This window comes from Solidesulfovibrio sp. DCME, assembly GCF_049995385.1.
In the GTDB taxonomy this organism is placed as follows: domain Bacteria; phylum Desulfobacterota; class Desulfovibrionia; order Desulfovibrionales; family Desulfovibrionaceae; genus Solidesulfovibrio.
In genome coordinates this window covers 74,448-99,555 of the sequence record NZ_CP188261.1, presented here as the reverse complement: position 1 = coordinate 99,555, position 25,108 = coordinate 74,448, and the positions used below count along the sequence as shown (strand labels likewise).

Genomic DNA, 25,108 nt, shown 5'->3' with positions numbered 1-25,108 from the left:
CGCGATCCCCCGGTCTCCCGGGCGATCCGACGCCGGCCGGTCCGTCAGATGCGGCCGCCTAGGGCCAAAGCTCCATCTTCCAGGTCAGGGGCAGATAGTCCTTCTTGCCCTGGCCGAACCACTTCTCGTAGATCTTCTGGTATTCGCCGGTCTCCCACATGTTCATCAGGGCCAGGTTGACGAAGTCGCGGAAATCGGAGTCGTTTTCCGGCAGGCCCAGGCCGTAGGGCTCGGGGGAGATGTAGTCGCCGACGATCTCCCAGGCCTCGGGGTTGTCGTCGCTGTTCTTGATGCCGACCAGGATGGATTCGTCCGTGGTCATGGCCTGGACCTTGCCCTGCTTGAGGGCCAAAAAGGCCTCGGGGTAGGTCTCGAAGGAGATGACGGTGCAGTCGGGCTGGGCCTTTTTGACGTTCTGCTCGGAGGTGGAACCCTTGACCGAGGCCACCTTCTTGCCGGCCAGGTCGGCCACGGAAGCCACGCCGCCGCCCTTTTTGACCAGCAGCTTCTGGCCGGTCATGAAATAGGTGATGGAGAAGTCGATCTGGTCCTCGCGCTCTTTTTTATGGGTCATGGTGGCGGCCACGATGTCCACCGCGCCCTGGCCGAGCATGGGGATGCGGGTGGAGGAGGTCACGGGCTTTAGCTCCAGCTTGACGCCCAGGCGCTTGGCCAGGGCTTCCATGAGGTCGATTTCGAAGCCCACGATCTGGTTGGTCTTCTCGTCCACGTAGCCGAAGGGCGGCTGGGAATCCTTGACACCGGCCACGAGGGCGCCGCGGGACTTGATGTCGTCGAGCTTGCCGGCCAGGGCGGCCTGGGCCAGGCACAGGGTCAGCAGACAGGCGATGGCCGCGATCCAGGCGGTCTTGCGCATGGGAGCCTCCTTTGGGACGAGTTGGGGTTGGTTTCTCCGGGCCTCGGGCTGGGCTACAAAATTTCCTTGAGGAACAACCTGGTGCGTTCGTGGCGGGGATTGCTGAAAAACTCCCCGGGCGGCGCGCCTTCGATGATTTCGCCGTAATCCATGAACACCACCCGGTCGGCCACCTCGCGGGCGAACCCCATCTCGTGGGTCACGCACAGCATGGTCATGCCGTCGCGGGCCAGGTCCTTCATGACGTTTAAGACCTCGTTGATCATTTCCGGGTCCAGGGCCGAGGTGGGTTCGTCGAACAGCATGACCTTGGGCCGCATGGCCAGGGCCCGGGCAATGGCCACGCGCTGCTGCTGGCCGCCGGACAGCTCGGCCGGGAACTTCTTGGCCTGGGCGTGGATGCCCACCCGCTCAAGCAGGGCCAGGGCCAGGTCGTCGGCCTCCTTGCGCGCCATCTTTTTCACTTTGAGGGGGGCCAGGGTGATGTTTTTGAGCACCGAGAGGTGGGGGTAGAGGTTGAACTGCTGGAAGACGATGCCGATGTCGCAACGCAGTTTGTTGACATCCACGTCGTCGCCGTGGATGTCGCGGCCGTCGAAGAGGATGTGCCCCTGCTGGTATTCCTCCAGCCGGTTGACGCAACGGATCAGCGTGGACTTGCCGGAACCGGACGGGCCACAGATGACCAGCACCTCGCCGGGCTCCACGGCGTCGGTGACGCCCTTGAGCACATGGAATTCGCCATACCACTTGTGGACGTTGTGAAATTCGATCATCGGCATGGGCGCGCGGGTTCCTTTTTCCGCCGGCCACGGCGGCGAGCCGGCCCGGCAGGAGTAAGACGTCAAGGCAATCCTTAATGGCTCAAAATGGGATAATACCGCCATTTTGTCAAATGCGGCGGGCGGCCTGACCAGCCGGTTGGCGGCCCTTTTCCCGTTGCGCCGGGCGAGGGGCTTCCGTACAGTCCCAAACGGAGAAAGCGCATGCGGCTTCGTTGGAAATTCTTCCTGGTGCTTCTGGGCTTCAGCCTGCTGCCCCTGGCGGCGGTCACCGGGTTCACCCGCGGCCACATGGAACGCCTGGGCCGGTCCATTGCCGACGAAGGCCGGGCCATCATGGCCGAAATCGTCAAAAACGAGTTGCGCCAGACGGCCGAGGATTACGCCCTGGTCCTGCGCCGCACCAAAAGCGCCATGGATTTCAGCCTCACGGTGCTGGCCGCCGAGGCCGAACGCAGCCTGGCCGGCCCCGGGATGCGGCCCGCCGGCAACCGGCCCGAGCCCGAGCCCCCCACCCCGCGCATCCCCGACCCGGTCCGCGACACCACCGACCCGCCGGGCGACAACAGCCGCCAACGCCAGCCCGAAACCCTGGAGCGCCTGGCCCTTTTCCGGCCCGAAGGGACGAGGGCCTCCCGGGACACGGATGCCCGGCTGGCCTCCCTGGAGCCGACCTTCGCCATGCTGCGGGCGGAACTGGGCGACCTGCTGCTGTTTGCCAAGGTGACCCTGGCCAACGGCAGTCAAGTCACCTTTCCCGGCACCGCCGCCTATCCCGCCGGCTACGATCCCCGGCAGCGCCCCTGGTACCAGGCGGCCCGTGAGGCCTTCGACCCGGGCGCGCCCACGGGCGGGGCCGTGGTCTGGAACAACCCGGCCGTGGACGCGGTCACGGGCCAGGTGACCATCACCCTGTCCAAGCCCCTTTGCGGCCCCGGCGGGCGGTTCCTCGGCGTGGCCAGCCTGGACGTGCCCCTGGCCCGGGTGCTCCAGGAACAGGAGATCGCCTCCCAATGGTCCGAGGCCATGCGCACCTTCGTGGTCGCCCCGGCCGTCAACCCGGCCACGGGGCGGCCGGCGCTGTTCACCTGGGCCCAGCGCGCCTCGGACCGGCTGGCCACGGACTGGAAAAGCGCCCTCAATTTCGAAAGGATCGCCTCGCCCGACAGGGCCGGCTTCGAGGCCCTGGTCGCGGCCATCAAACGCGGCGGCTCGGGCGCGGCGGAACTGGCCTTCGGCGACGAGGACGCCTTCTGGGCCTACTCCCGGTTCCTGAACGAGGCCTTTTTCCTTATTATCGTGCCCAAATCCATGCTCGCCCCCCTGGCCGATCAGGCCAGCCAGGAGATCGTGCGCGCGGTTTCCCGGCTGTCCCAGCTCTTCGGCGGGGCCATGGTCCTGGCCCTGGGCGCGGCCACCGTGGCCGCGCTATGGATCACCAAGTCCTTCACCCGGCCCATGGCCGGCATGATCGAGGCCTGGAAGAAGCTCGGCAACGGCGATTTTTCCGTGCGCCTGGCCTTTCGCATGTCCGACGAGCGGCAGCTGCTGGTCAACGCCTTCAACGAAACCGTGCCGGTCCTGGCCGACCACCTGCGCCTGCAACGCTCCCTGGAGCTGGCCCAGGAGGTGCAGCGCAACCTGCTGCCGGCCGCCCCGCCCGAGGTGCCCGGGCTCGACATCGCCGGCGCGGCGCTGCCCTGCGACGAAACCGGCGGCGACTATTTCGACTACCGGGCCGTGACCCGCGGCGGCGAGGTCTGCCTGGACGCGGCCGTGGGCGACGTCACCGGCCACGGCGTGCCTTCGGCCCTGCTCATGGCCACGGCCCGGGCGCTGCTTCTGGCCACCGAGGACAGCGAGACCCCGGCGGAGCGCGTGACCCGGGCCAACCGGCTGCTGTGCCGCGACGTGGGCGATTCGGGCCGGTTCATGACGCTTTTCGCCGTGGAGGTCCGGCCCGTGGCCGGCATCGCCCATGCCGTGCGCGCCGGCCACGACCCGGCCATGGTCTACGACCCGGCCGCCGACGCCTTCGCGCAATGGGCGCCCAAGGGGCTGCCGCTGGGTATCGAACCCGGCTACGCCTACGCCGAGGCGGCCATGCCCTTCGACCGGCCGGGGCTGGTGCTGGTCATCGGCACGGACGGCATCTGGGAGGCGCGCGACGTCACGGGCGCCATGTACGGCAAGGAGCGGCTCATGGATGTCATACGCCGCACGGCCGGCTGGCCGGCCCAGGCCATCCTGGAGGCCGTGCTGGCCGACCTGGCCGCCTTTCGCGGCGCGGCCCACCAGGAGGACGACGTGACGCTCATGGTGATAAAAAAGGCCTAGGGCCGCGCCCTTGAGGGGAGAGGGGCCTGGGCAGGCGCAACAGCCGCGAAGGCGTATTTCGCAAGGGGCGCAACCCGAATCCCGCCCGGTCAGCCCGCGGCGCCGGGCGCGGCCTCCAGGAGCGTCACCTCGATGTTCTTCATTTTCCCGATTTTTGCCGCGGCCGCCCGGTTGGGCACGGCCACGTCGATGGTGCGGCGGAAGCGCTGGTGCATGGTGTCCTCGATGATGAACACGCCCAGGCCCTCGATGTGGATCTTGTCACCGAAATCCCAGCCCGAACGGAGCAGGTCCCGGGAGACGGCCACGATGCCCGGCCGGATGGGGGTGCCCAGGGCCGTGCCGGCCTTGCGACCCCGGCCGCCGTTTTCGCGCGGGTCGGGGGTGTAGGCCGTGACCGTGGCTTCGATGCGTTTTTTGGGGGAAAGCTTTCCATAGGAAATGTTTCTGCTTTGCGATGCCTCGACAGTAACGGCTAGGGCAAGAGTCGCCATGGCAAAAACAAAAACTCTCATGCTGCACATATCTCCATGCAGCGTCACTGCAACGCCGCTCGTAAAATGAGCGGGCCGTCGCGGACGCTGGCAGGTCGATCCTGGCTGCGGCGGGCTTGGATCGGGGGTTTTCGGCGATGCGAGGAATACTCTCGGAGATGAAGCGAGCCGCGGGGGTGATACGGAGTGATTCTCGGTCCGTTTTGAAGCGTCGCTACCTAGTGAAGGCAGGAGACCTTGTCAAGCCGAAACGGCCCGTTTTTTCCACTGCGGAGAAAATAATTATCCAACAAATTCAATAAAAAGCCTTTTCAAGCCCCAAAAAAAGACGCCCTCCCATGGCGGCTTCCCCCTGGCGGAAAGCCAATACATCTCCCCAGCTTGCACGGAAAAGCCGCCGCCGGCCACCGGGCTTGCGCCGCCCGCCCCTCCCGGCTACCATGGTTATCGAGGCTATCGCCTCAAGGAGCGCCGCCATGCCCGTCATCCAGGCCACAGCCAAACTCATGGTCGAAGACGTCAACCGAGCCGTGGCCTATTATTGCGACCTCCTCGGCTTCGCCTTCGCCGGCGGCCTCACCGAGGCCAGCCGCCAACCCGCGGCCGGCTGGCCGGCCGGCGAACGCCTGGCCTTTGCCGAGGTGCGCTCCGGGCAGGCCCGCCTGTGCTTCCAGTCCCGGGCCTCCCTGGCCGCCGAACTGCCCCGCCTGGCCGAGGCCAAAATCGGCGGCACCGTGGTCGTCACCCTTTCGTGCGACGACTTCGACGCCCTGGCCGAGCGCCTCGGCGACACCGTGCCCTTCATCAAGGCCCCCCACCGGCCCCTCCACGGCTGCCGCGAATGCAGCATCGAGGACATCAACGGCTACGTCCTGACCTTGTGCGAATCCCCCGCCAACAGCTAACGATCGGAGCCCAGGCATGACCGATTCCGCGACCCTTTTCGAGAAAGCCCAGCAACTCATTCCCGGCGGCGTCAACAGCCCCGTGCGCGCCTGCCGCAGCGTGGGCTGCGACCCGCTTTTCATCGCCTCGGCCGCCGGCTCCAAGATGACCACCGTCGAGGGCCGGGAGATGATCGACTACGTCATGTCCTGGGGCCCCATGCTCCTTGGCCACAACCACCCCGACGTCAACGCTGCCATCCACGCCGCCGCCGACAAGGGCGTGAGCTTCGGCGCACCCTGCCCGGCCGAGGTCGACCTGGCCCAGGCCGTGGTCGACGCCGTGCCCGGCATCGACATGGTGCGCATGGTCAATTCCGGCACCGAGGCCACCATGAGCGCCCTGCGCCTGGCCCGGGGGTTCACCGGCAAATCCATGGTGGTCAAATTCGTCGGCTGCTACCACGGCCACGCCGACTCCTTTCTGGCCGCCGCCGGCTCGGGCCTGGCCACCCTGTGCATCCCCGGCACGCCCGGCGTGCCGGCCGACACCGTGCGCCACACCCTGCTCGCCCCCTACAACGACCTGGCCGCCGTCAAGGCGCTGTTCGCCGACCGCGAGGACATCGCCTGCGTCATCGTCGAGCCCGTGGCCGGCAACATGGGCCTGGTGCCGCCCGCGCCCGGCTTCCTGGAGGGGCTGCGGGAGATCACGGCCAAAAACGACGCCCTGCTCATTTTCGACGAGGTCATCACCGGCTTCCGCCTGGCCTACGGCGGCGCCCAGTCCGTTTACGGCATCGACCCGGACCTGACGTGCCTGGGCAAGATCATCGGCGGCGGCCTGCCCGTCGGCGCCTACGGCGGCAAACGCCGCATCATGGAACGCATCGCCCCCTGCGGCGACGTCTACCAGGCCGGCACGCTCTCGGGGAACCCGCTGGCCATGGCCGCCGGCCTGGCCACCCTAAACGCCCTCAAGCAGTGCGACTACGCCGCCCTGGCCGACCGCACCAAGGCCCTGGCCGAGGAAATGGCCGCCATCCTGCGGGAGAAGGGCGCGCCGGTGTGCCTCACCCAGGTCGCCTCGCTTTTCACCCTCTTTTTCTGCGACGGACCGGTCACGGACTTCGAAACGGCCAAGACCGGCGATACGCAACGGTACGCCTCCTTCTACAACCAGATGCGGCAAGCCGGCGTCATCCTCGCCCCGTCTGCCTACGAATGCGCCTTTACCTCCTTCGCCCACACCGAAGACGACTACGCCCGCACCCTCGACGCGGTGCGCGCCGTGAAATTGTAGGAAATAAGCCTCCGGCGGCCAGGAGGGGCACTGCCCCTCCTGGACCTCCCGACAAGGGAAACCATGCATCGGATGGATCGGGAGCGGGGCGCGACGCGGTGAACGCACCGTGGAAACGCACAGACAGCCGTCCGCCGGCCGTGCCGGCCGGACCCGCGGCATCGCCGCCGGCCGCGAAATTCGCCGCTTTCCAGCCGCCGGCCATCGAGATCCTCACCGCGCCCACGCCCGTACGCTACCGGGCGACCCTCTACCTGCTGCTGGCCTTCATCCTGTGCGCCTTGGGCTTTGCTTGCCTGGCCAAGGTCGACCGCATCGTGGCCGCGCCGGGCAAACTCGTCGCGGCCGGGAAAAACATCGCCGTGGCGCCGCTGGAAGCCGGCACCATCCGCGATATCCGCGTCACCGCCGGCCAGCGCGTGGCCAAGGACGAGGTCCTCGCCACCCTGGACCCTACCCTGGCCGAGGCCGGCCTGGCCGAACGCGACAAGGAACGCCGCTCCCTGGCCGCCAAGGTCTGGCGCCTGACCTGCGAAACCTCCGGCCAGTGCGCCCCGCCCCCGGACCTTAGCCCAGAGGACCTGCGCCTGGAACGCGACCTGCTGGCCGCCCGCCGCCAGGAACTGGCCGCCAAACGCGACGCCCTGACCCAGGTCGGCCGCGAACTGTCGGCCAAACTCGCCACCAATGCGACCGAGTCGGCCAAGAACAAAAAACAGATCGGCCTGGCCCGCGACCTGGAACGCATGCACGGCGACGTCTACAACCAGGGCGCCAGCTCCAAGGTCGAATACATGAAGGCCCAAAGCCAGCGCATCGAGGCCGAGGGCCAGCTGGCCAAGCTCGGCAACGAGGCGGCCGAACTGCGCGAATCCCTGGCCAAGGCCGAGGCCGAAAAGCGGGATTTCCAAAGCAACTGGAACGCCCAGGCCGCCAAGGACCTGGCCGAGGCCAGCCGCGCCCTGGCCGGGGCCGACGAACAGCGCCGCAAGGCCGCCCACCTGCGCGACCATGTGGCCCTACGCGCCCCCGAAGCCGGCACCATTCTCGACATGGCCGCCAAGGCCGCCGGCGCCGTGATCGGGGCCGGTGAAACACTTCTCACCATCGTGCCCGAAAACGACGCTCTCGTGGTCGAGGCCGACGTGGCCGCCCAGGACATCGGCCTGGTGCGCCCGGGCGACGCGGCACGCGTCAAGTTCGAGGCCTTCCCCTTTCAGCGCCACGGCACGGCCCAGGCCGTGGTGGCCACCATCAGCCCCGACGCCCTGGAAAAACAAACCCCCGAAGGCCAGCGCCTCTTCTACCGCGTGCGCGCCACCCTCACCGACATCGGCCTTACGGGCGTACCGCCGGATTTCCACCTCTTCCCCGGCCTGACCGTCACGGCCGAAATCAAGGTCGGCCAGCGCCGCGTCATCACCTACCTCGCCTACCCCCTGGTGCGCGCTTTCGACGAAAGCCTGCGCGAACCCTGATCCCCCAAGGAGCATTCCATGAGCGACGAACTCTTCGTAGATGGCATCCTCGGCGTCGGCTTCGGCAAAGGCGCCGTGCGCATCGATTTCTTCGCCCTGGGCGAGGGCCAGGACGCCAAGGGCCAGCCGGCCAAGGAACGCAGGCAACGCCTGGTCATGACCACCGAAGGCTTCGTGGAATCCTACGCCATGCTCACCGGCGTCATGGAAAAGCTCAAGGCCGCCGGCCTGGTCGCCGCCCGCCCGGCAGGCGGCACGGGCGGTGGTGGCGGCGCAGGTGGGGGAAGTGGTGGAGGAGGAGCGGTAGGCGGAAAGGGGGGAAGCAGCCCGAGCCCGAATTTTTAGGCGGATGGGCAGGCGACGGCGAGAGGAATGAAGATGCCTCCGGCGGCCAGGAGGGGATGATCCCCTCCTGGACCTCCCCGACGGGGGCTTGGCCAGCGGGTGGAAGCGTGGTCGGCGGGCGGTGCGTCGGGGTCTGTGGTCGCGGAAATGGGGGCAACCCGCAGGCCGCAAAGCCGGCCAGCACGTTGCCCCCATTTCCGCGACCACGGGCGCCAGCGGCGAAGCGCCGCAGGTAAAAGAACGCCTTTTGCCTCTGGAGAGGCTTTCAAAGCAAAAAATCGACTCCCCTCGCCCCGAAGGGGCGACGGCCCTGCGAGGCCGGAATTTTCCCGGCGAGCCTGGAGCGCAGCGACGGCATCGCCGGGAAAATTCCGGCCTCGCCGACGGACAACCGCCCACCGACCAAGCCTCCACCCGCCTGCCGCCTCCCCGCGATCCCGCTTCCCCATCGAGGGGGTCCGGGGGGCATCATGCCCCCCGGCCGCCGGAGGCATCTTCTCTTCTCCCCCGCCCTACCCGGTGTAGCTGGCGTAGTTCTTCCCGACCCTATCGATCAGCTGCAGGTGCCTATACTCGCCCTTGATCTGGCCGGACTCGTAGATACGGTAAGCTTCCTCCACGCACTTCCCGCAGGCGCCTACAGGCGCTTCCACGCCCAGGCACAGCGGGTTGCGCGTGGATTCGGTCTCGAACTTGAGCACGCCCCGGCAGTGGTTGCACAACCGGACGGACTCCGTTTGGTACTCTGTTATGGCATCGGTATCGTAATACAAAGTCTTGCGCCGGGTGAACCAGCCATTGATGACATCGCCTTTTCCCGGCCCCTTGGGATGGCGGGCCAGGGCGGCGATTTCCCGGCAGACTTCCTCGATGTAGCCCGTGACCTTGGTCGACTGGCGCACGGCCGCCGGGTCGAAGTTGGGTTCGCGCACGTGGGAATAGTCGAGGCCGGCCATGGACAGCACCAGGCCGAGGTTCACGTAGGGCAGCGCCCCCTGGATGGCGTAGCCGCCTTCGAGCACGGCGATGTCGGCGCGAAGCATTTCCGTGAGTTTGGCGTAGCCCTGGGCCGAGAAGGACATGTCCGTGATGGGGTCGGAGAAGTGGTTGTCCTGGCCGGCGGAGTTGATGACCAGGTCGGGCTTGAAGGTTTCGATGAGCGGCATGACCACTTCGCGCATGGCGAACAGGAACCCTTCGTCCGAGGTGCCGGGCGGCAGGGGGATGTTGACGGTGGTGCCCAGGGCCTTGGGGCCGCCCATTTCGTAGGGGTAGCCCGTGCCGGGGTAGAGGGTGCGGCCGTCCTGGTGCAGGGAGATGAAAAGGGTGTCCGGGTCGTGCCAGTAGACGTCTTGCGTGCCGTCGCCGTGGTGGCAGTCGGTGTCCACGATGGCCACGCGCAGGGGGCCGAAGCGCTCGCGCAACCATTCGACCATGACGGCTTCGATGTTGATGTTGCAAAAGCCCCGGGCGCCGTGGACCACCTTCATGGCGTGGTGGCCGGGCGGGCGCACCAGGGCGAAGGCTTTCTCGGCCTCTTTTTCCAGGACCGTGCGGGCGGCGCGGATGGCCCCGCCGGCGGAGATCATGTGGGAGGGGGTGGTCACGGCGGCCACGTCGGGAAAGCAGAAATGGACCCGGGCGACGTCGGCCGGCGTGGCCAGGTCGGGCTTGAGCTCGGTGATGCCGGCGATGTCGAAGACGCCTTCCTCGCGCAGTTGGTCCTGGGTGTAGAGCAGGCGTTCCTGGCGTTCGGGGTGGGTGGGCGTGATGGCCCAGTCGAAGGCCGGGAAAAAGACGATGCCCAGCGGATGGCGCGCCTTCAGCATGACTTGGAGACCGCCTGTTTGTACGCGGCCAAAACGCCCGGCCGGACCTGGCAGGCCACGCGGATGTTGTGGCCGACTTGGCGCTGGCCCTCGACCATGGGGAAGGAGGACAGTTCCACGGTTTCGATGGGCGCGTCGCCCAGGTCGGCCCCGATGGAGGCAAGGTAGCCGCGAAGGCGCGTGGCCGCCTCGCCTTCGGCGGCGGCCGGGCTGAAGTTGCCGGCCACGGCCCGGGCCACGCCAAGGGAGGGAATGGTCAGGCGGCCGGCGGCCGTGTCGGCGAAAAGCTCCACCGAGAAGGTCGGCCGGGCCAGGGCGGCGCCGATGGCGTTGGCCACGGCGAAGCTTTCGGGCACCACCACCTCCTCGGAAAAGGCGTCCTGGAGCAGGGCCGAAAGGGCCAGCGCCGGGCCGCCCATGACGTAGACGCGGCTGGGGCGCACCTGCCGGCCTTCGAGGAGTTCGAAGATGGTGTAGACCGGCCGGTCGTTGATCTCGCGGACAAAGGCCGCCACTTCCGAGCGGATCTGGTTGACGGCGTTGAGGATCGCCGCCTCGGCCACCTCGTCGGCCTCCAGGCCGTAGGGCGCGCCCAGGGCGGCCATGCCGGCGAAGGAGGCGCGCGGGTCGCCCACGGCGATGACGTTTTGGAGGTTCAGGGCATCGACCAGGGTCGGGACCGGCCCGCCGAGCGCCATGGGGGGCCCCAGGCGGCGCGGCCCCACGCGCACGGCCTCGCGGTCCACGGCAATGGCCGAATCGCCGCCCACGCCGATGGAGCGGGTGCGCAGCGCCCGCACGAGCGTCGGCCGGCCGGCGATGGCGATGCCCTCGTTTTCAATCAGCGGCGCCCCGGCGGCGAAGACGGCGATGTCGGTGGTGGTGCCGCCGATGTCGAGGATGACCGAGTCCTCGGCGATGTCGCACACGGCGATGATGCCCATGACCGAGGCGGCCGGCCCGGACAGGATGGACTGCACGGGCAGCGTGCGCGAGACGGCAAGCGGCATGGTGCCGCCGTCGGCCTTGAGCACGCCGATGACCTCCGGCGCGATGCCCAGTTCGCGCACCGACTGTTCGACGGCATTGCAGAACCGGTTGTAGACCCGCCAGACGGCGCTGTTGAAATAGGCCGTGGCGATGCGCCGGCCAAAGCCCAGGCGGCCGGAGAACTCGTGCCCCAGCGACACGCAGCCTGCCTGGGGAGCCACCAGGGCCCGCAAGGCCAGTTCCTGTTCGGGGTGGCGGGGGGAAAACTTGGTGACCGCGGCAAAGGCGGTCAGCCCGGCCCGGCGGCAGGCGGCCAGGGCCTCGTCGGCGGCGGCCATGTCCAGGGCGGCGGTCTCGCGCCCCCGGTGGTCGATGGCCCCTGGCAGGACGTAATAGTGCTCGCCCAGGCGATAGGCCTGCGGGTCGATGCCGGGGCCGCCCGAGACGAGGGTCCCCACCGGATCGGCCGTGCCCTCGACGATGGCGTTGGTGGACAGCGTGGTGGAGAGGTTGAGGCGCGTGACCGCCTTGGGGCCGGCCACGGCCACGATGCCGGCCAGGGCCTCGCGGATGGAGGCCAGCAGGTCCTCGTGGTTGGTGCGCAGTTTGGCGCAGGCCACGACGCCGTCCGGCCCGATCAGGACCGCGTCCGTGTGGGTGCCGCCGACGTCGATGCCGCAAAGCATGGAACACCCCTAGCATCATGGCCGGCCGGCGTCGAGATGGGCCGGGCGCCCAATCCCGCTTGCCAAACGGCCCTTGATCTGCAATGCAGCAAGCATGGACCGGTCCCGTACCCGCCTACGCGTCGGGCAACCCCAAACCGGAGGATAAGGATATGCGGTGTTTCCGTATCGCGATCATGGCCCTGGCCGTCCTGGGAATAAGCGGATGGTACGCCGCCTCGGCCCTGGCCCAAGGCGCCCTGCCGCAACTCGTCGGCACCTGGCGCGGCACCAGCGAAGTCCTGCTCGAAAAAAAGGGCTTCACCAACCAGGAGGTGGAATTCGTCATCCTCAAGCAGCAAGGCCATCTTTTTACAGGTGTCAAGAACTACATCAAGGAACCCACGCGGGTCAAAACCAAGGAAACCTTCACCGGCGTGATCCTCGACGACGGGAAAACCGTCTATTTCAGCGATGCGGACGCCGGGTACAATTTCGCCGTCCTGACAACCCCGGACACGTTGCAGATCGCCTACCTCCACGATGGCCTGGGCAAGAAGCAGCCGGCCATGGCCTGTTATATGGTGTTGACCAGGCAGAAATAGGCTGTCGCCATTCCGCCGGGCCAAGCCAGCAGGGCCTAGGTTGTGTCGACATTCACTTCAGCCAAAGCCATGCGGCTGCAATCAACACAAAACCGAGACAGGTGGCCGCAAGCTTGTCGTAGCGAGTAGCAACGCTCCGAAAGTGCTTGAGTTTGTATACATGCGCTCAATCAGGTTCCGTTCTTCATAAAGGGCGGAATCATATCGGCGCGGCGACTTCCGGTGTGATAGGGGTGGAATAACAACTTCTGCCCCTATCGCGGATACAGCCGCCACGATCTGATTGGAATCGTATGCTTTATCGGCTAAGACAGCTCCAGCTTTCTTTTCTTTCAGCAAATTCAAAGCTTGGCGACAGTCATGCACCTCGCCGCCGGTCAAAATGAAGCTCACAGGGTTTCCAAGAGCGTCAGCAACACTGTGGATTTTCGTGCTGAATCCACCCCGGGATCGTCCTAGCGCCTGATTTTGCTGCCCCCTTTTGCGCCGGCGGCGTGTTGATGAGCACGCACGATTGTACTGTCGATCATCAACCACTCCGTGTCGGCATCAACGGCCAAGCTATTGAAGATCATTTGCCAGACGCCATTCTTTGACTAGCGAACAAATCGTTTGCGGACACCTGACCATTTCCCATATTCAGGAGGCAGGTCGCGCCAAGGAGCACCAGTCCTGGCGATCCACATGACGGCTTCGACGAAACGCCGATTGTCATCGCCAGTCCTTCCCGGGTCACCCTGCTTTCCTGGGAGAGCGTCTTTGATGATATCCCATTGATCGTCTCGCAGATGATGTCGCCGTTCCATGCGCAACTCCTTGTTGCGCAATTCTAGCAACTAGCCGAATGAATGTCGACACGACCTAGGCCCCACAAGCGGCCGCCGCAAGGGCGGTGTCGCGGATATCGGCCAGCTGCCGGCGCAGGTGCGGCGGCTGGCCGCCGGCCGGCGGTGTGGGAAATTCCGGGACTTCCGCCTGGGCTGGGCGATCGCCGGCCAGGAAATCCAGGATTTCCAAGGCCTGCTGCACGAACAGCGCCACTTCCGGCGCCTGCACCGGGGCCGGGTCGGCTTCCTGCTGTAAAAAAAGGACCGTCACAAGGCCGGTCAGCCGCGAACAGGAGGCGGTCATGGCCTCCAACGCGGCCCGGGACGGCGCCCCGGGGACGGCCTGCCGCCATTGGGCCAGTACGGCCCGCAGGCTCCTGTCGGCCCGCTCGGCCCGGCGCTTGGCCGCGACGCTGGCGTCGTGGAAGGCGTCCCCGCCCACTGCCAGGGCGTTTCGGACCGTGTCCAGGTAGCGGCGGTTGGCTTCGAAAGCCTCGGCCAGCAGCGCGCGCACCCGGGCCTCGGACGGCGCGGCCCACAGCGCCCTGGCCACGGCCCAGGCCGCCAGGCTCCCGGCCACGACACAGCCCAGGCGTTCCAAGGCCAGGGGCCAGGGGGCGCTGGCGTCGAGGCCGGTCATCAGCACGACCGTCAGCGTGATGAAAAAGACCGCCGTGCCGTAGTGGCGGCGCATCAGATAGGTGAAGACGGCGCAACTGGCGGCGATGACCGCGAGCAGCCCGGGCAGCGGCAGCGTCCGCCACAGGGGCAGGCCGGCGACCAGCGCCCCGGCCACCGTGCCGCAGATGCGATGGAGCATCCGCGACCGGGTCAGCCCGGCGCTCGGTTGCAGCACCACCAGCATGGAAAAGGGCAGCCAGGCGCCGTGGGGCAGGCCCAGGCCCTTGAAGGCGGCGGTTGCGGCCATAAGCAGCGCCGAAAGCCCGAGCGTATAGCGCACCAGGGCCGCATCGAGGCGCCCGGGCAGGGCAAAGGTGCCGCGCAGGGGCCAGTCACGCCAGGGCAGCGCCTGCTGCCACTGGCCGCGCCAGGCGGCCCGGCCGGCATCCGGCCGGCTGATGCGGCGCAGGGCCTTTTGCGTTTGGCCGAACCGGCAGTCGCTTTCGGCCAACAGCGAAGCCAGGCGGCCGTCCACCCCCGGCCGCGCGGCGGCCGCGCCATAGGCTGCGGCGGCCCGGGCCAGGGCACGCCGCGCCGTGTCCAGGGCATCCGTGGCAATGCGCCGCGACCCGGGTCGGGGACGCACCACGGCCTGGGCCACGGTATGGGCGGCCACGGCCAGGTGCCGCAGCGCCGCGGGCAGGTCGGCCTCGGCAAGGGCCGCCTGGCCGGAGAGCAGCGCGCGCAGCCCGACAAGGCGGGTGATGAAGCGGGCGGCGGCCAGGTTGGCGGCTTCCAGGTCGCCCCAGAAGGGATGGGCTTGCCGGCCGGCCAGGGGAGCGAGTTGGGCGAAGGCGGCGTCCAGGGTCGTGCGCAACTGCGCGGCCTCGGCGTCAAAACGGGCGGCCACGGCCGCATCGTCGGTATCAAGGCCCGCCGCCAGGCACCGGGCCAGGCCGGCCAGGCCCAGCCAGTTGCGCCCGACCAGCCGGCGCAACGGCGCGTGCGGCCGCAGCGGCCAGTAGGCCAGCAGGCAGGCCACGCCGAAAAGACCGCCGGCCAGGGTGGACAACCCGTGCCTGACCGCCGCCGGGGCCAGGGCGGCCATCGGCGTGCCAAGCGGCGTCAGGCCCAGGGCGGTGAAAAAGACCAGGGCGCAGGGCACGGCGGCCATGGGGCCGTAATCCCGGCAGACCTGGCGCCAGGCGCCGACGGAAAGGCCCAGCAGCCCCGTGGCCAGTACCGCCCCGGGCAGCGACCCGGCGGCCAGGCAGCCCAGGGCCGCGCTGCCGGCGAAGGCCAGGGCCAGCAGGCACAAAAGGTTGCACCGCAGCGCATACGACCCCGCGACATCGACCAGCGCGATGCTGTGGGCGGCAAAGGCGGCGAACACGGCGTCCCGGGGCGAGCCCAGGGCCAGCCCAACCGAAAACGGCACCATGAAGACGACGGCCCCGCGCAGGGCAAGCAGCAGCCCGCGCAGCGCTTGCGCCGGCAAGGCAGGCAGGAACGGACGATGGAAACGCAAGGAAATATTCATGAAACAGACCAATGCGGTGGAAGGGACGAAACGCGGACAGTCCCAGGGCAGGTACACCCGGCCGGGCAGGCTGTAAAGCTCAGATGATGCCGGCCACGAGCAGCCCGGACAGGGCGAGGAGCATGGCCCCCACCAGCTTGTGCAGGGAGGCGATGGTCATCTTGCCCAAGAGCCGTGCCCCGAGGAAGGCCCCCAGAAAGGCGCACAGCGTGGCGGCGGCCAAAAGCCCCAGATTGTCCGCCACTTCCGGCGCGCCCAGATGGGTGGCGTAAACGGTCAGCCGGCTGGCGTCGACCATACAGGCCACGACCACGCCGGTGGCGATAAACGCCTCCTTGGACAGGCCCAGGCGCAGCAAAAAGGCGCTGCGAAAGGCGCCCTGGTGGCCGGAAAGCCCGCCGAAAAAGCCCGACACCAGCCCCCCCAGCGGCAAGAGCCCCGGCGGCAGGCCGCGCCCCTTGAGGCTTCGCGTAATCTCCAGCACGGAGAAGACGGCGATCAGCAGCCCCACCACCAGCTTCACGGGCGTCACGGCCATGGCCCTCCCCCACAGCGTGTAGGCGCAAAGCGGCGGCAGGTCGGACAGCCACAGCAGCACGGCCGCGCCGGCGAAACTGGCGGCCACGGCCGGCAACCCGAAGCGCAGGCAGGCGGCGCGGTCGGCATTTTTGGCGAAAAGGGCCAGCTTGAAGAGGTTGTTGGCGAAATGGACCAGGGCGGTCATGGCCACGGCCGCCTCGATGGGAAAAAAGACGGCCATGACCGGGGTGAGGATGGTGCCCAGGCCGAAGCCGGAAAAAAGCGTCAGGCCGGAGGCGGCCAGGGCCGTGGCGCACACGGCGAAAAAGGCGGCGGACATGGGGACTCCAACATGGTGGCGTTGCCGCCTTTGTATACCGCCAACCCGACGAAACGGTGTCGGTCAGGGCCGCCCGTAGCGCCCCATGAGCGTGGCCGAGGCCAAAATATGCCCCTTGGCGGCGCGCAGGGCCTCGGCTTTGGTCGCGCCGGGGGGCAGGTCGAGCATGGTGTTCAGGGCGTAGAGGGTGAAGAAGTAGCGGTGTATGCCGCGCGGCGGGCAGGGGCCGCCGTAGCCCAGGCGCCCCCAGCTGTTGCGCCCGGACAGGCTGCCGTCGGGATGGCGGGCCGCCTCGGGCAGGCCCTCGGGCAGGCCGGGCGTGGCCGGGGACAGGTTGTAGAGCAGGAAATGGTCCCACACCCCGCCCGGGGCGTCGGGATCGTCGCACACCAGGGCCAGGCTCGCCGTGCCGGCCGGAACGCCGGAAAAGACAAGGGGGGGCGACAGGTCGGCGCCGTCGCAGGCGTGGCGCGCCGGAATGACGCCTTCATGGGTAAAAGCCGGGGAGGAAAGGGTCATGGCCATGGCGGGCTCCCTTGCGCCGTCTCCGGTCCCGGCACGGGTTTGCATGTCCTCCATCCGGGGGCCGGGGGGAGGAGCCTCCCCCCGGCAACTCCAGGGCGCACCCCTGAGCGGCTCGCAGCCGCTCCCTCGTGTCGCGTTCTCGAAACCCGTGCAGACGAATTTCGAGAATAACATGTTTAAATAATTATTTTTTTCTAAAAAATATCGGCATATTTTTTAGCCCGCGCCGCTAGTCGTCGAAATCGCCTTCCGGCCCCTTGTCGCGGGTCATGGCCGCGGCCCGCTCCAGGATTTTCTCGCGGGTCCAGGCGGCCGGGTCCTCGATGCGCCCGGCCTTGGGGCCGAGGTCGTAGGAACCGGCGGCGAGCAGGGCCTCGATGCCCAGGGAACCGGTGCCGCCGGCACCAAACACGTCGGTCAAAAGCCAATAGACGAATTCGGCCACGGCATCGGCCATGCGCGACCGAATGGCCGTGGGCTGGGCCAGAAGCTTTTTCTCGAAGACGCAGTTGAGCTTTTTGTAGTCGCCGGCCTTGATGGCCTTGCCGTCGGCATAGGAGGTCATCTCGGACCACAAGGCATCGTCGAGGCCCTTGCCGGGCTCCTTGATGAAGGCGCCGGCCGCGTCCATGATGGCGTTGCCGTAGTCGTTGACGGCCACGCCCCAGGAAATCATCTGCAGGGCCGTGGCCACGTTGGCCTTGGTCGTGGCGGTTTTCGCGGCAATCTCCTTGAGCTTTTCCGAGGAGTTGCCCGAGGTGCCGTGCTGGGCCCCGGAGATGCCGTAGGGGGCCAGGGCCGCGTGGATGCGGGCGGTCAGCTCCACCTGGATGCCCGTGGCCGAGGCCTCGATGCCGTGGGTGGTGCCGTTATTGAGGGCGATCCAGTCGGGGTGGATGCCATGGGCGTTGAGGCCCTGGATGAGGAAGAGCGCTTCTGCGGGCGTGGACAGGCCCGAGGAGCCCTTGATCTCGCCCACTTCCGTCTCGTAGCCTGCCCAGGCCGGCACGAAGGGGGCCAGGTCGATGTTGGCCAGCAGGTTCTCGGCGTCGGGCAGGTGGGAGGCGTCGATGGCGATGGAGGTGATGCCGGCCTCGAACAGCGTGGGGATCTCCACCTTGGCCTCGGCCACGTCGCCGGGCTTTTTGATGCCGTAGTGGTCGGCGTGGATGGCCACGGGCACGGTCACGCCCAGCTCGTTGACGGCCTGGTCGGCCTGGCGGGCGATGTTCCACATGTTGACGTCGCAGTAGTTGGACTCGGAACGGGCGATCTCGAGGATGATGGCCGCGTCGGCGCGCTGGGCGGCCATGAGTGCCCCGCGCAGCACGAAGTTGCTGCGGGCGTTGGCGGCGATGGTCATGGCCTGGCCCTTTTTGCGCATGGCCCGGTCGATGGCCTTGCCGCTCACCAGCAGTGCCCGGGAATGGGGGAACAGCTTTTTGACGTTGGGTGGGCGGCCCACGGCCAGGGCCTGTTCAAACGCGGTATCGGGCTTGGTCATGCAGTCCTCCTGGGCTTGACGCCGGGCCGTGGCCTCGGGCGCGAATGGGGCTTTGGGCGTATCGCCGAAATGTGACAAAAGGGGGCGGCCAGGTCTAGGGGCCGGGGAAAATTTCCTGGATACCGTGGCGGGCCAGGATGGCCATGGCGGCCGGATCGTCGGCGGCCGCCGCCAGCAGGGCGGCCACGGCCGGGGCGATGCGGGCCCGCTCGGCCGGGTAGCCGATGGCGGCCAGGCGGCCGGCCAGGGCCTCCAGCCGGGCCAGGTTGGCGTCGGCCGGGGCGGTGCGGCAGCGGCCGAGGAGGTCGCAGGACACCACGTCCTCCACCGTGGCCGCCGGCACCTTGGCCACGTACACGGCCCCGCCGCACACGGCGCAGGACAGCTCGCCGGCAACCGTACCGGCCACGGGCAAGGTCCAGTGCGACGTGGTGTTGCCGCAGGCGTCGAACTTGCGCATGTGGAAAAAGACACTCTCGGCCGCCCAGCCGAAATCGGCATGGGTCGGGTCGTTTACGCAGAAAAGCTTGCGCGACAGCATGCTCGCTCCTTTTGCCCGGGCACCGGGCGCATCCTGCGACACATAGTACGAGCCGGCGAAACACGCAACAAATCCAGGCCCCATTCCCCTCCCGGCACTGGGGTTTTTCCTTTCGTTCGCCACCCGATTCTGCTACCGCAGGCCTCGCCGCCAGTATCGCAAATCGGGAGCGCCCATGTCCGGATACCTCTATGTCCTCGCCGCCGCGTCGCTGTGGGGGCTCATCGGCCCCCTGTCCAAGCTGTCCTTCGCCGCCGGCATGGACACGGTGGAGGTGGCCTTCTGGCGCACCACGCTGGCCTGGGTCTTTTTCGCCGCCCAGGCCGTCGCGCGCCGCGAGACCCGCATCGCCCTGCGCGACCTGCCGGCCGTGGCCGGCTTTGGCGTGGCCGGCATCGCCGGGCTGTTCGGGGCCTATGTCGTGGCCGTGGAGGCCGGCGGCGCGGCCCTGGCCTCGGTGCTGCTCTACACCGCCCCGGCCTGGGTGGCGCTTCTGTCCTGGTTTTTCCTCAAGGAACCCATGGGCGGCTACAAGATCGCGGCCGTTTTGGCCACCATCGTGGGCGTGGCCGGCATCAGCCTCGGCCCGGGCTTTTCCGGGGAGGCGGCCTTTGGCGGCAAGGCCATCTTCTTCGGCCTGCTCTCGGGCGTGACCTACGCGCTCTACTATCTCTTTGGCAAATACTACCTCGGCCGCTACCGCACGCCCACCCTGTTCCTCTACGCCCTGCCCGTGGGCTCGCTCACACTGCTGCCCTTCGTCCATTTCACCAGGCCGACCCTGGCCGGGGCCGTCCCCTGCCTGACCCTGGCCCTGCTGTCCACCTACGGCGCCTATTCCATCTACTACGCCGGCCTCAAGCGCCTGGAGGCCACCCGGGCGGCGGTGGTGGCCACCCTGGAACCGGTCATCGCCGCCATCCTGGCCTACGCCATGTTCGGCGAACGCTTCAGCTTCGTCGGCTACCTGGGCGCCGGGCTGATTATCGGCTCGGTGCTGCTGACCATCTGGGACGGCGCCCGGGAGCGGCTGCGCGCCCCGCTGCCGCGCGCATCGGCCGAAGGGCCGACAGGCTAAAGATCGGCGCGCCGCCGGCCGATGGGACGAGAAGCAGGAGGCCGCCCCTGGCCCGGGGCAGGCGGCGGGAACGCGGCATGAGCACCATCGACCCCAATACCCCCCTCGGCCAGGCCGAGCACGCCGGCAGCGCCGACACGCGGCCGGCCGCGGCCGGGACGCCCGGGCAGCAGGCCGCCGCCGCAGCCCAGGCCGACCGGGATACCGTGCACATCGAATCCCTGGTCCGGGCCACGGCTTCGCGGCTCGTGGTCGACGCCGCCACCAGGATCACCCAGATCGAGATCCTCGACCCGGCCACGCGCCAAGTCCTGCGGGAATTCCCGGACAGCGACTGGCTCAGGATCGTGCGCGCCGCCCGGGCCATGGCCGCCGAGGCCATCGTGGACAAGCGGACCTGACCAGGTTTCCTTGCGAATCGGGCGCTTTTCCCTTACGTAACGCCTGGGCGGCGTTTCTCGCCCCGAAGACGGCTCGTGCGGCGTCATCGATGCCCCGGTCAACTTCAACCCGCCTCACCCGCACCCGCCGCCATGCCCCAAGCGAGCCCCTTCCCGCGCCCGTTTCCCACGCGTCAGGCCTACCTGCTGCTCGGGGCCGGCGTATGCCTGTACCTCGTCCTGGGCAGTCTGCTGCTCGCCGCCAACAGCAATGCCAGGCGCTTCCACGATCATCTCATGCGGGCGGAGGCGGCCATCGACGGTCTGCGCCTGGCCGTCGAGCAAATGCACCACATGGCCCTGTTGGCGGCCGCCACGGGCGAACAGGAATTCGTGGCCCGCCACGGCGACGCCCGGGCCAGCGCCCAGGAGCAGTTGCGCGCCCTGGAGCGGCAGGCGCGGGAAACCAGCATCGGCGCCGAGCCCCAACGCCTCGCCCGACGGACTGCCTCCGTCGAGGCGTTGCAGCAAAAGGCCCTTGCGCACGCCACCCGGTACGAACAGGGGCAGGCCTGGGCCATCCTGCGCGGCCTGGGCTACGAGGAGGCCCTGGGATTGCTGCGCCATTGCCTCGACGACTGCGACGCCGCCAGCGCCGCCAGCGCCGACAACGTCCTGACCGCCCAGGAGCGGCACAACACCGCCGCCCTGTGGTGCGTTGCCGTCTTCACGCCCCTTTTCGGCCTGGCGGGACACCGTTTCGTGCGCCGGGCCCGGCGCGACACCGACACCGCCATGGCCGCCCAGGCAGCCCTGGCCGCTTCGGAGCGCCGGTTTCGCGACACCTTCGAACTGGCCGCCGTGGGCATCGCCCACGTGAGCCTCGAGGGCGCCTTTTTGCGGGTCAACAGCCGGTTCGCCGCCATCACCGGCTTTTCCCCCCAGGAATTGACCGCCACGGGCTTCGCCGCCATCACCCACCCGCAGGACATCAACGCGGACATGGCCTCCGTCGGCCGCCTGCTGGCTGGCGAAATCGCCACCTATTCCATGGAAAAACGCTACCTGCGCAAGGACGGCGCAACGGTCTGGGTGCAGTTGACGGTTTCCCTGGCCAGGGATCAGGACGACGCGCCCCTGCATTTTATCAGTGTCATCGAAGACATCAGCGCCCGCAAGCGGGCCGAGGCCTCGGCCCGCCAGAACGCCCAAACCCTGGCGGCCCTGCTCGACGCCACCCTCGACCGGGTCTTTCTGACCGACGCCGACGGCCACGTCCTGGCCGCCAACCAGGCCGCGGCCACGGGCTTGGGCCTCACGCCCAACGAAACCGTGGGCCGCCGCTTCCACGACCTGTTCACCGAGGAACTGGCCGCCTCGCGCCTGACCCACCTGCGCCGCGCCCTGGAGACGGGGCGCATCCAGCGCTTCACCGACGAGCGCGACGGCATCGTCTTCGACAACATCATCGCCCCCCTGCCCGAAAGCGACACCCTGCCCGGCCGCCGGGCCGCCATGTTCGCCCGCGACGCCACGGCGCTCGTGCGGGCCCGGGAGGAGGCCGAGGCGGCCAGCCGGGCCAAGAGCCTGTTTCTGGCCAACCTCGGCCACGAGATCCGCACGCCCTTAAACGGCATCCTCGGCATGGCCCAGGTCCTGGCCGGCCTTTCCCCCAGCGAGGAACAGCGCCAGTGCCTCGACGACATCGCCAGCGCCTCCACCGCCCTGCTCACCCTCATGACCGACCTGCTCGATCTGGCCCTGCTCGAGACGGGCCAGGTGACGCTCGAGGAGGCCTGCTTCAGCCTCGGCGGCATCCTCGAGGCCGTCACGGCCGAAGTCGGTCATCGGGCGGCGGCCAAGGGCCTCGAATACACCGTCGACACCGCCCCGGACCTGCCGCCGCTGGTCTACGCCGACGGCGACAAGCTGCGCCGTATCGTCCTCGCCCTGGCCGCAAACGCCGTCAAATTCACCCGGGAGGGCCGCGTGACCGTGACGGCGCGCTGCCGCGAGGCCTGCCCCGACGAGGAAAGCGGCGCCACGGGCATGGTCGTCGCCATCGCCGTCGCCGACACCGGCATCGGCATCGCCGGGGACAGCCTGGAACGCATCTTCGAGGCCTTCGCCCAGGGCGACGGCTCGGCCACCCGGCGCTTCGGCGGCGCGGGCCTGGGCCTGGCCATCGCCCGGCGGCTGGCCCGGCTCATGGGCGGCGACATCACCGTGGAAAGCAGCCCCGGGCAGGGCAGCCGCTTCAGCCTGGCCCTGCCCTTGCGGCTGTCCGCGCCCTCGTTGACGCCCGAGGCAACCGCATGAACCCGTGTGTTGCCGCAGCCGGTCCGGGTGAAGCCTTCGCCCGGGACATGGGCGTACTGCGCGCCGGGGGACTCCTTGGCGCCTCCAGGAACTATCAGGCCGGACAACCCGTGGCCCGGCCGCGCACCGGGGACGTGATCCTGCGCCTGCTCGCCCTGCCGGAATCCATCGGCCTGGCCTCCAGCAACCTGTCCGGCTATTCCCACTGCGGCGTGGTCCGCGCTCTCCCCGAAGGGCTTTTCGTGGAGGACTGCTACCCGGCCCTCAACGGCCACGTCGGCGGCGCCCGGCGCCTGCCCCTAGCCGCCTGGACGACGCGCGAAGGCCCGGCCGACGTGCTGCACTGGCTCATCCTGCGCCACCCGGCCATCGATCCCGAACGCGCCGCACCCACGCTCGATGCCCTCATCGCCAGCAAGCCGCGCTTTTCCCTGGTCCTCGACCGCGAGGAACGGCTGGGGCACGGGCTCGGCGCGGCGGCCAACTGTTCGGCCTTCGCGCGGGCCTTTCTGGAGGATTCGGGCGTGGACTGTGTGCCGGCCCTGGCTGCCCGGGACGTCACCACCAAGGTGCTGACGCGGTTTTTCGGCCTGGCCCGGCAGGGCTTTTACGCCGCCATCCCCGGCGGCGCGGGCGGCGATTTCTACGCCCTGGCCGAGGCCCACGGCCTCACGGCCTTGACCAGCTATCCCGCCGCCACCCTGCCGCCGGGGTTTTGCGAGCTGCTGCCCCGGTTCTCCCCGATCCTCTACGGCCAAAACCCGGCCGTGCCCCGGGCCGCGCGCCGATTGCTGCTTCTGGCCTATGCCGGCATCGCCCCGGCCTTGCGGGCGGCCCTGGCCTGCCACGGCCTGGCGCCCCAGGCGGCCCTCGCCTGGCTCGAGGCGGGCAACGGCCGGGGACTGTCCCCCCTGGTTGGCGCCCTGCCGCCGGGCCGGCCCGTGGACGGCACGCGCCTGGCCATCGACCGGCTCCTGGCCCTGGCCGACACGCCCGAGCCCTACCTGACCATCCCCCTGGCCACCCATTTCGGCCTGCGCCAGCCGGGGCCGATGGCGGGGGCGCTGCTGGCCGGGCTGCTGCGCCTGACACCGCCCCTGGCCGCCCTGGCCCGGCGCCTGGGCGTCAAACCCTTCCACCTCTTCGACGCCGCGCCGCGGCCCTAGGGAGGATGCCCTGGTGACGGAGTACCCCAACCTGCTTTCGCGCCTGCTGTTGCGCCGCGGCTTCGCCTCCCAGTTCGCCTTCCCCATCACGGACAGCCGCAAACTGACCCGGCGCCTGGAAATCCTCGAACGCCTCCTGCCCCGGCCCCGCCACCTGGAGCCGGTTGCCGCCCCCATCATCGTGGCCGGCCTGCCCCGCACCGGCTCGACCTGGCTGCAAACGCTGTTGTGCGCCCACCCGGACGTGGCCTACATCAACCACCTGACCCACCACTTCCCGACCTGCTTCCGGGCGGCCAACCTGGTGACGGGCCTGCTCGGCATCGACGCCAAGGGGGAGCGCTTCATCGGCGACTCGGTGGTCCATTCCCTGAGGAGCCCTTCCGAAGGGACGCTTTTTTGGGGCGAGTGGCTGGGCTGGGATCCGGCCTGCCTGACCTACGACCCGGTGCGCCTGGCCGACCTCGGCCCGGCGACCATCCGCGACGTTCACGACACGATCTCCCGCGTGGTCGCCCTTTTTGGCCCGGGCAAACGCTTTTTCACCAAGAATCCGGCCTTCATCCCCGCCGTGCCGGCCCTGGCCGGCCTGTTCCCGGACGCCCGGATCATCCACCTGGTGCGCGACCCCAGGCCCACGGCCAATTCCATGATCAAGCTCCTGCGGGCCTGCCGGACCCAGCTGGCCAAGGTCAAGGCCTCGGGCCGGCCGCTTGCCATGCGCCTGGACGATTTCGTGCCCTATCCGCGCCTGCCGCGCCTGGCCGAATACGTGGGCCGCTACGGGGCCGACGACGTGCGCGCCACGGCCCGGCTGTGGCGCGACGCCGCCTTTTTCATGGAGGGCCTGGCCCCAAGCCTGCCCAACCTCCTGACCGTGCGCTTCGAATCCGTGCTGGCCGACCCGGCCGGCAGCGTGGCCCGCATCCTGGATTTCTGCCGCCTGTCCCCCCTGCCGGCCGACAACCCGGCCATGGCGGCGCTCTATGCCCGCACGGGCAAGGTCGCCCACGTCAATGCCTACGGCGAGTACGGGCTGGTGGTGGACATCTGCCGCGAGGCCATGGCCCGCCTGGGCTACGACCCGGACCGTCCGGTGGGGGAAGTGGGCGCTGCCGGCGCGGCGGCGTTCGGCGGGCTGCTGTGAGGGAAGGCAGCC

At 68.8% G+C, this 25,108-nt stretch carries 21 protein-coding genes and 1 pseudogene; 11 read left to right on the top strand and 11 right to left on the bottom strand.

The window, feature by feature from the left end:
• Window positions 1-58 precede the first annotated feature (58 nt).
• Complete coding sequence (locus tag ACP59X_RS00485; RefSeq protein WP_428563544.1) at window positions 59-877, bottom strand: ABC transporter substrate-binding protein; 819 nt, start codon at window positions 875-877, stop codon at window positions 59-61.
• Window positions 878-930: 53 nt separating this feature from the next.
• Window positions 931-1,659, bottom strand: coding sequence for an amino acid ABC transporter ATP-binding protein (locus tag ACP59X_RS00480; RefSeq protein ID WP_428563542.1), 729 nt, complete (start codon window positions 1,657-1,659; stop codon window positions 931-933).
• A 204-nt stretch (window positions 1,660-1,863) separates the two neighbouring features.
• Here ACP59X_RS00480 and ACP59X_RS00475 point away from each other — a divergent pair, with 204 nt between their 5' ends.
• On the top strand, window positions 1,864-3,996 hold the full coding sequence (locus ACP59X_RS00475; RefSeq protein WP_428563540.1) for a SpoIIE family protein phosphatase: 2,133 nt from the start codon (window positions 1,864-1,866) through the stop codon (window positions 3,994-3,996).
• A gap of 89 nt (window positions 3,997-4,085) precedes the next feature.
• Here the strand turns inward: ACP59X_RS00475 and ACP59X_RS00470 are convergent, their stop codons facing one another.
• Window positions 4,086-4,511, bottom strand: coding sequence for a 3D domain-containing protein (locus ACP59X_RS00470; RefSeq protein WP_428563538.1), 426 nt, complete (start codon window positions 4,509-4,511; stop codon window positions 4,086-4,088).
• Between the two features lie 455 nt (window positions 4,512-4,966).
• Here ACP59X_RS00470 and ACP59X_RS00465 point away from each other — a divergent pair, with 455 nt between their 5' ends.
• The 4 genes from ACP59X_RS00465 to ACP59X_RS00450 all read left to right on the top strand — a co-directional run bounded on the left by ACP59X_RS00465 (window position 4,967) and on the right by ACP59X_RS00450 (window position 8,500).
• Entirely contained in the window at window positions 4,967-5,395 is a 429-nt protein-coding gene (locus tag ACP59X_RS00465) for a VOC family protein (protein WP_428563536.1), read from the top strand.
• A 16-nt stretch (window positions 5,396-5,411) separates the two neighbouring features.
• The gene (hemL, locus tag ACP59X_RS00460; RefSeq protein ID WP_428563534.1) at window positions 5,412-6,677 is read left to right on the top strand and encodes a glutamate-1-semialdehyde 2,1-aminomutase; all 1,266 of its coding nucleotides are present in this window, start codon (window positions 5,412-5,414) and stop codon (window positions 6,675-6,677) included.
• Window positions 6,678-6,817: 140 nt separating this feature from the next.
• Window positions 6,818-8,155, top strand: a complete 1,338-nt coding sequence (locus ACP59X_RS00455) for an HlyD family type I secretion periplasmic adaptor subunit (RefSeq protein WP_428563532.1) — start codon at window positions 6,818-6,820, stop codon at window positions 8,153-8,155.
• An 18-nt stretch (window positions 8,156-8,173) separates the two neighbouring features.
• On the top strand, window positions 8,174-8,500 hold the full coding sequence (locus tag ACP59X_RS00450; RefSeq protein WP_428563530.1) for a hypothetical protein: 327 nt from the start codon (window positions 8,174-8,176) through the stop codon (window positions 8,498-8,500).
• Between the two features lie 512 nt (window positions 8,501-9,012).
• Here ACP59X_RS00450 and ACP59X_RS00445 read toward each other — a convergent pair.
• Window positions 9,013-10,329 carry a histone deacetylase family protein gene (locus ACP59X_RS00445; RefSeq protein WP_428563528.1) on the bottom strand — a complete coding sequence of 439 codons (1,317 nt, stop codon included), beginning with the start codon at window positions 10,327-10,329 and terminating at the stop codon, window positions 9,013-9,015.
• The gene (locus ACP59X_RS00440; protein ID WP_428563526.1) at window positions 10,323-12,005 is read right to left on the bottom strand and encodes a hydantoinase/oxoprolinase family protein; all 1,683 of its coding nucleotides are present in this window, start codon (window positions 12,003-12,005) and stop codon (window positions 10,323-10,325) included. Before ACP59X_RS00440 ends, ACP59X_RS00445 begins: the two co-directional genes overlap by 7 nt.
• Before the next feature lie 152 nt (window positions 12,006-12,157).
• Here ACP59X_RS00440 and ACP59X_RS00435 point away from each other — a divergent pair, with 152 nt between their 5' ends.
• Complete coding sequence (locus ACP59X_RS00435) at window positions 12,158-12,589, top strand: hypothetical protein (protein ID WP_428563524.1); 432 nt, start codon at window positions 12,158-12,160, stop codon at window positions 12,587-12,589.
• A gap of 52 nt (window positions 12,590-12,641) precedes the next feature.
• On the opposite strand, the pseudogene ACP59X_RS00430 reads toward ACP59X_RS00435, so the two are convergent.
• From ACP59X_RS00430 to ACP59X_RS00405, 6 genes and pseudogenes are all read right to left on the bottom strand, one after another.
• Window positions 12,642-13,395, bottom strand: a pseudogene (locus ACP59X_RS00430) (IS5 family transposase).
• A 55-nt stretch (window positions 13,396-13,450) separates the two neighbouring features.
• Window positions 13,451-15,577: an FUSC family protein gene (locus tag ACP59X_RS00425; protein ID WP_428563522.1), complete on the bottom strand. Its 2,127-nt coding sequence runs from the start codon at window positions 15,575-15,577 to the stop codon at window positions 13,451-13,453.
• A gap of 79 nt (window positions 15,578-15,656) precedes the next feature.
• Window positions 15,657-16,436 (bottom strand): TSUP family transporter, encoded by a 780-nt coding sequence (locus ACP59X_RS00420; RefSeq protein ID WP_428563520.1) that lies wholly within the window; start codon window positions 16,434-16,436, stop codon window positions 15,657-15,659.
• A gap of 63 nt (window positions 16,437-16,499) precedes the next feature.
• Entirely contained in the window at window positions 16,500-16,961 is a 462-nt protein-coding gene (locus ACP59X_RS00415; RefSeq protein WP_428563518.1) for a YbhB/YbcL family Raf kinase inhibitor-like protein, read from the bottom strand.
• Between the two features lie 229 nt (window positions 16,962-17,190).
• Window positions 17,191-18,465 carry a class II fructose-bisphosphate aldolase gene (locus ACP59X_RS00410; protein ID WP_428563516.1) on the bottom strand — a complete coding sequence of 425 codons (1,275 nt, stop codon included), beginning with the start codon at window positions 18,463-18,465 and terminating at the stop codon, window positions 17,191-17,193.
• A gap of 94 nt (window positions 18,466-18,559) precedes the next feature.
• The gene (locus tag ACP59X_RS00405) at window positions 18,560-19,006 is read right to left on the bottom strand and encodes a hypothetical protein (RefSeq protein WP_428563514.1); all 447 of its coding nucleotides are present in this window, start codon (window positions 19,004-19,006) and stop codon (window positions 18,560-18,562) included.
• A 175-nt stretch (window positions 19,007-19,181) separates the two neighbouring features.
• On the opposite strand from ACP59X_RS00405, the gene ACP59X_RS00400 reads away from it, so the two are divergent.
• The 5 genes from ACP59X_RS00400 (at window position 19,182) to ACP59X_RS00380 (ending at window position 25,096) form a co-directional block, all read left to right on the top strand.
• Window positions 19,182-20,084, top strand: a complete 903-nt coding sequence (locus ACP59X_RS00400; RefSeq protein ID WP_428563512.1) for a DMT family transporter — start codon at window positions 19,182-19,184, stop codon at window positions 20,082-20,084.
• A gap of 77 nt (window positions 20,085-20,161) precedes the next feature.
• Entirely contained in the window at window positions 20,162-20,485 is a 324-nt protein-coding gene (locus ACP59X_RS00395; protein ID WP_428563510.1) for a flagellar biosynthesis protein FlaG, read from the top strand.
• Between the two features lie 132 nt (window positions 20,486-20,617).
• Window positions 20,618-22,783 carry an ATP-binding protein gene (locus ACP59X_RS00390; protein ID WP_428563509.1) on the top strand — a complete coding sequence of 722 codons (2,166 nt, stop codon included), beginning with the start codon at window positions 20,618-20,620 and terminating at the stop codon, window positions 22,781-22,783.
• Window positions 22,780-23,949 (top strand): hypothetical protein, encoded by a 1,170-nt coding sequence (locus ACP59X_RS00385; protein ID WP_428563507.1) that lies wholly within the window; start codon window positions 22,780-22,782, stop codon window positions 23,947-23,949. Before ACP59X_RS00390 ends, ACP59X_RS00385 begins: the two co-directional genes overlap by 4 nt.
• Window positions 23,950-23,962: 13 nt before the next feature.
• A complete protein-coding gene (locus ACP59X_RS00380; protein ID WP_428563505.1) occupies window positions 23,963-25,096 on the top strand; it encodes a sulfotransferase family protein in 1,134 nt (377 codons plus the stop codon).
• The last annotated feature ends 12 nt before the right edge of the window (window positions 25,097-25,108 follow it).

Excerpts from the sequence above, each read along its gene's own strand:
- ACP59X_RS00395 (WP_428563510.1), top strand. The coding sequence starts at position 20,162 with ATGAGCACCATCGACCCCAATACCCCCCTCGGCCAGGCCGAGCACGCC.
- ACP59X_RS00485 (WP_428563544.1), bottom strand. The coding sequence starts at position 877 with ATGCGCAAGACCGCCTGGATCGCGGCCATCGCCTGTCTGCTGACCCTG.
- ACP59X_RS00405 (WP_428563514.1), bottom strand. The coding sequence starts at position 19,006 with ATGCTGTCGCGCAAGCTTTTCTGCGTAAACGACCCGACCCATGCCGAT.
- ACP59X_RS00480 (WP_428563542.1), bottom strand. The coding sequence starts at position 1,659 with ATGCCGATGATCGAATTTCACAACGTCCACAAGTGGTATGGCGAATTC.
- ACP59X_RS00400 (WP_428563512.1), top strand. The coding sequence starts at position 19,182 with ATGTCCGGATACCTCTATGTCCTCGCCGCCGCGTCGCTGTGGGGGCTC.
- ACP59X_RS00465 (WP_428563536.1), top strand. The coding sequence starts at position 4,967 with ATGCCCGTCATCCAGGCCACAGCCAAACTCATGGTCGAAGACGTCAAC.
- ACP59X_RS00385 (WP_428563507.1), top strand. The coding sequence starts at position 22,780 with ATGAACCCGTGTGTTGCCGCAGCCGGTCCGGGTGAAGCCTTCGCCCGG.
- ACP59X_RS00450 (WP_428563530.1), top strand. The coding sequence starts at position 8,174 with ATGAGCGACGAACTCTTCGTAGATGGCATCCTCGGCGTCGGCTTCGGC.
- ACP59X_RS00440 (WP_428563526.1), bottom strand. The coding sequence starts at position 12,005 with ATGCTTTGCGGCATCGACGTCGGCGGCACCCACACGGACGCGGTCCTG.
- ACP59X_RS00475 (WP_428563540.1), top strand. The coding sequence starts at position 1,864 with ATGCGGCTTCGTTGGAAATTCTTCCTGGTGCTTCTGGGCTTCAGCCTG.
- ACP59X_RS00445 (WP_428563528.1), bottom strand. The coding sequence starts at position 10,329 with ATGCTGAAGGCGCGCCATCCGCTGGGCATCGTCTTTTTCCCGGCCTTC.
- ACP59X_RS00425 (WP_428563522.1), bottom strand. The coding sequence starts at position 15,577 with ATGAATATTTCCTTGCGTTTCCATCGTCCGTTCCTGCCTGCCTTGCCG.
- ACP59X_RS00390 (WP_428563509.1), top strand. The coding sequence starts at position 20,618 with ATGCCCCAAGCGAGCCCCTTCCCGCGCCCGTTTCCCACGCGTCAGGCC.
- ACP59X_RS00410 (WP_428563516.1), bottom strand. The coding sequence starts at position 18,465 with ATGACCAAGCCCGATACCGCGTTTGAACAGGCCCTGGCCGTGGGCCGC.
- hemL (WP_428563534.1), top strand. The coding sequence starts at position 5,412 with ATGACCGATTCCGCGACCCTTTTCGAGAAAGCCCAGCAACTCATTCCC.
- ACP59X_RS00470 (WP_428563538.1), bottom strand. The coding sequence starts at position 4,511 with ATGAGAGTTTTTGTTTTTGCCATGGCGACTCTTGCCCTAGCCGTTACT.
- ACP59X_RS00420 (WP_428563520.1), bottom strand. The coding sequence starts at position 16,436 with ATGTCCGCCGCCTTTTTCGCCGTGTGCGCCACGGCCCTGGCCGCCTCC.
- ACP59X_RS00435 (WP_428563524.1), top strand. The coding sequence starts at position 12,158 with ATGCGGTGTTTCCGTATCGCGATCATGGCCCTGGCCGTCCTGGGAATA.
- ACP59X_RS00415 (WP_428563518.1), bottom strand. The coding sequence starts at position 16,961 with ATGGCCATGACCCTTTCCTCCCCGGCTTTTACCCATGAAGGCGTCATT.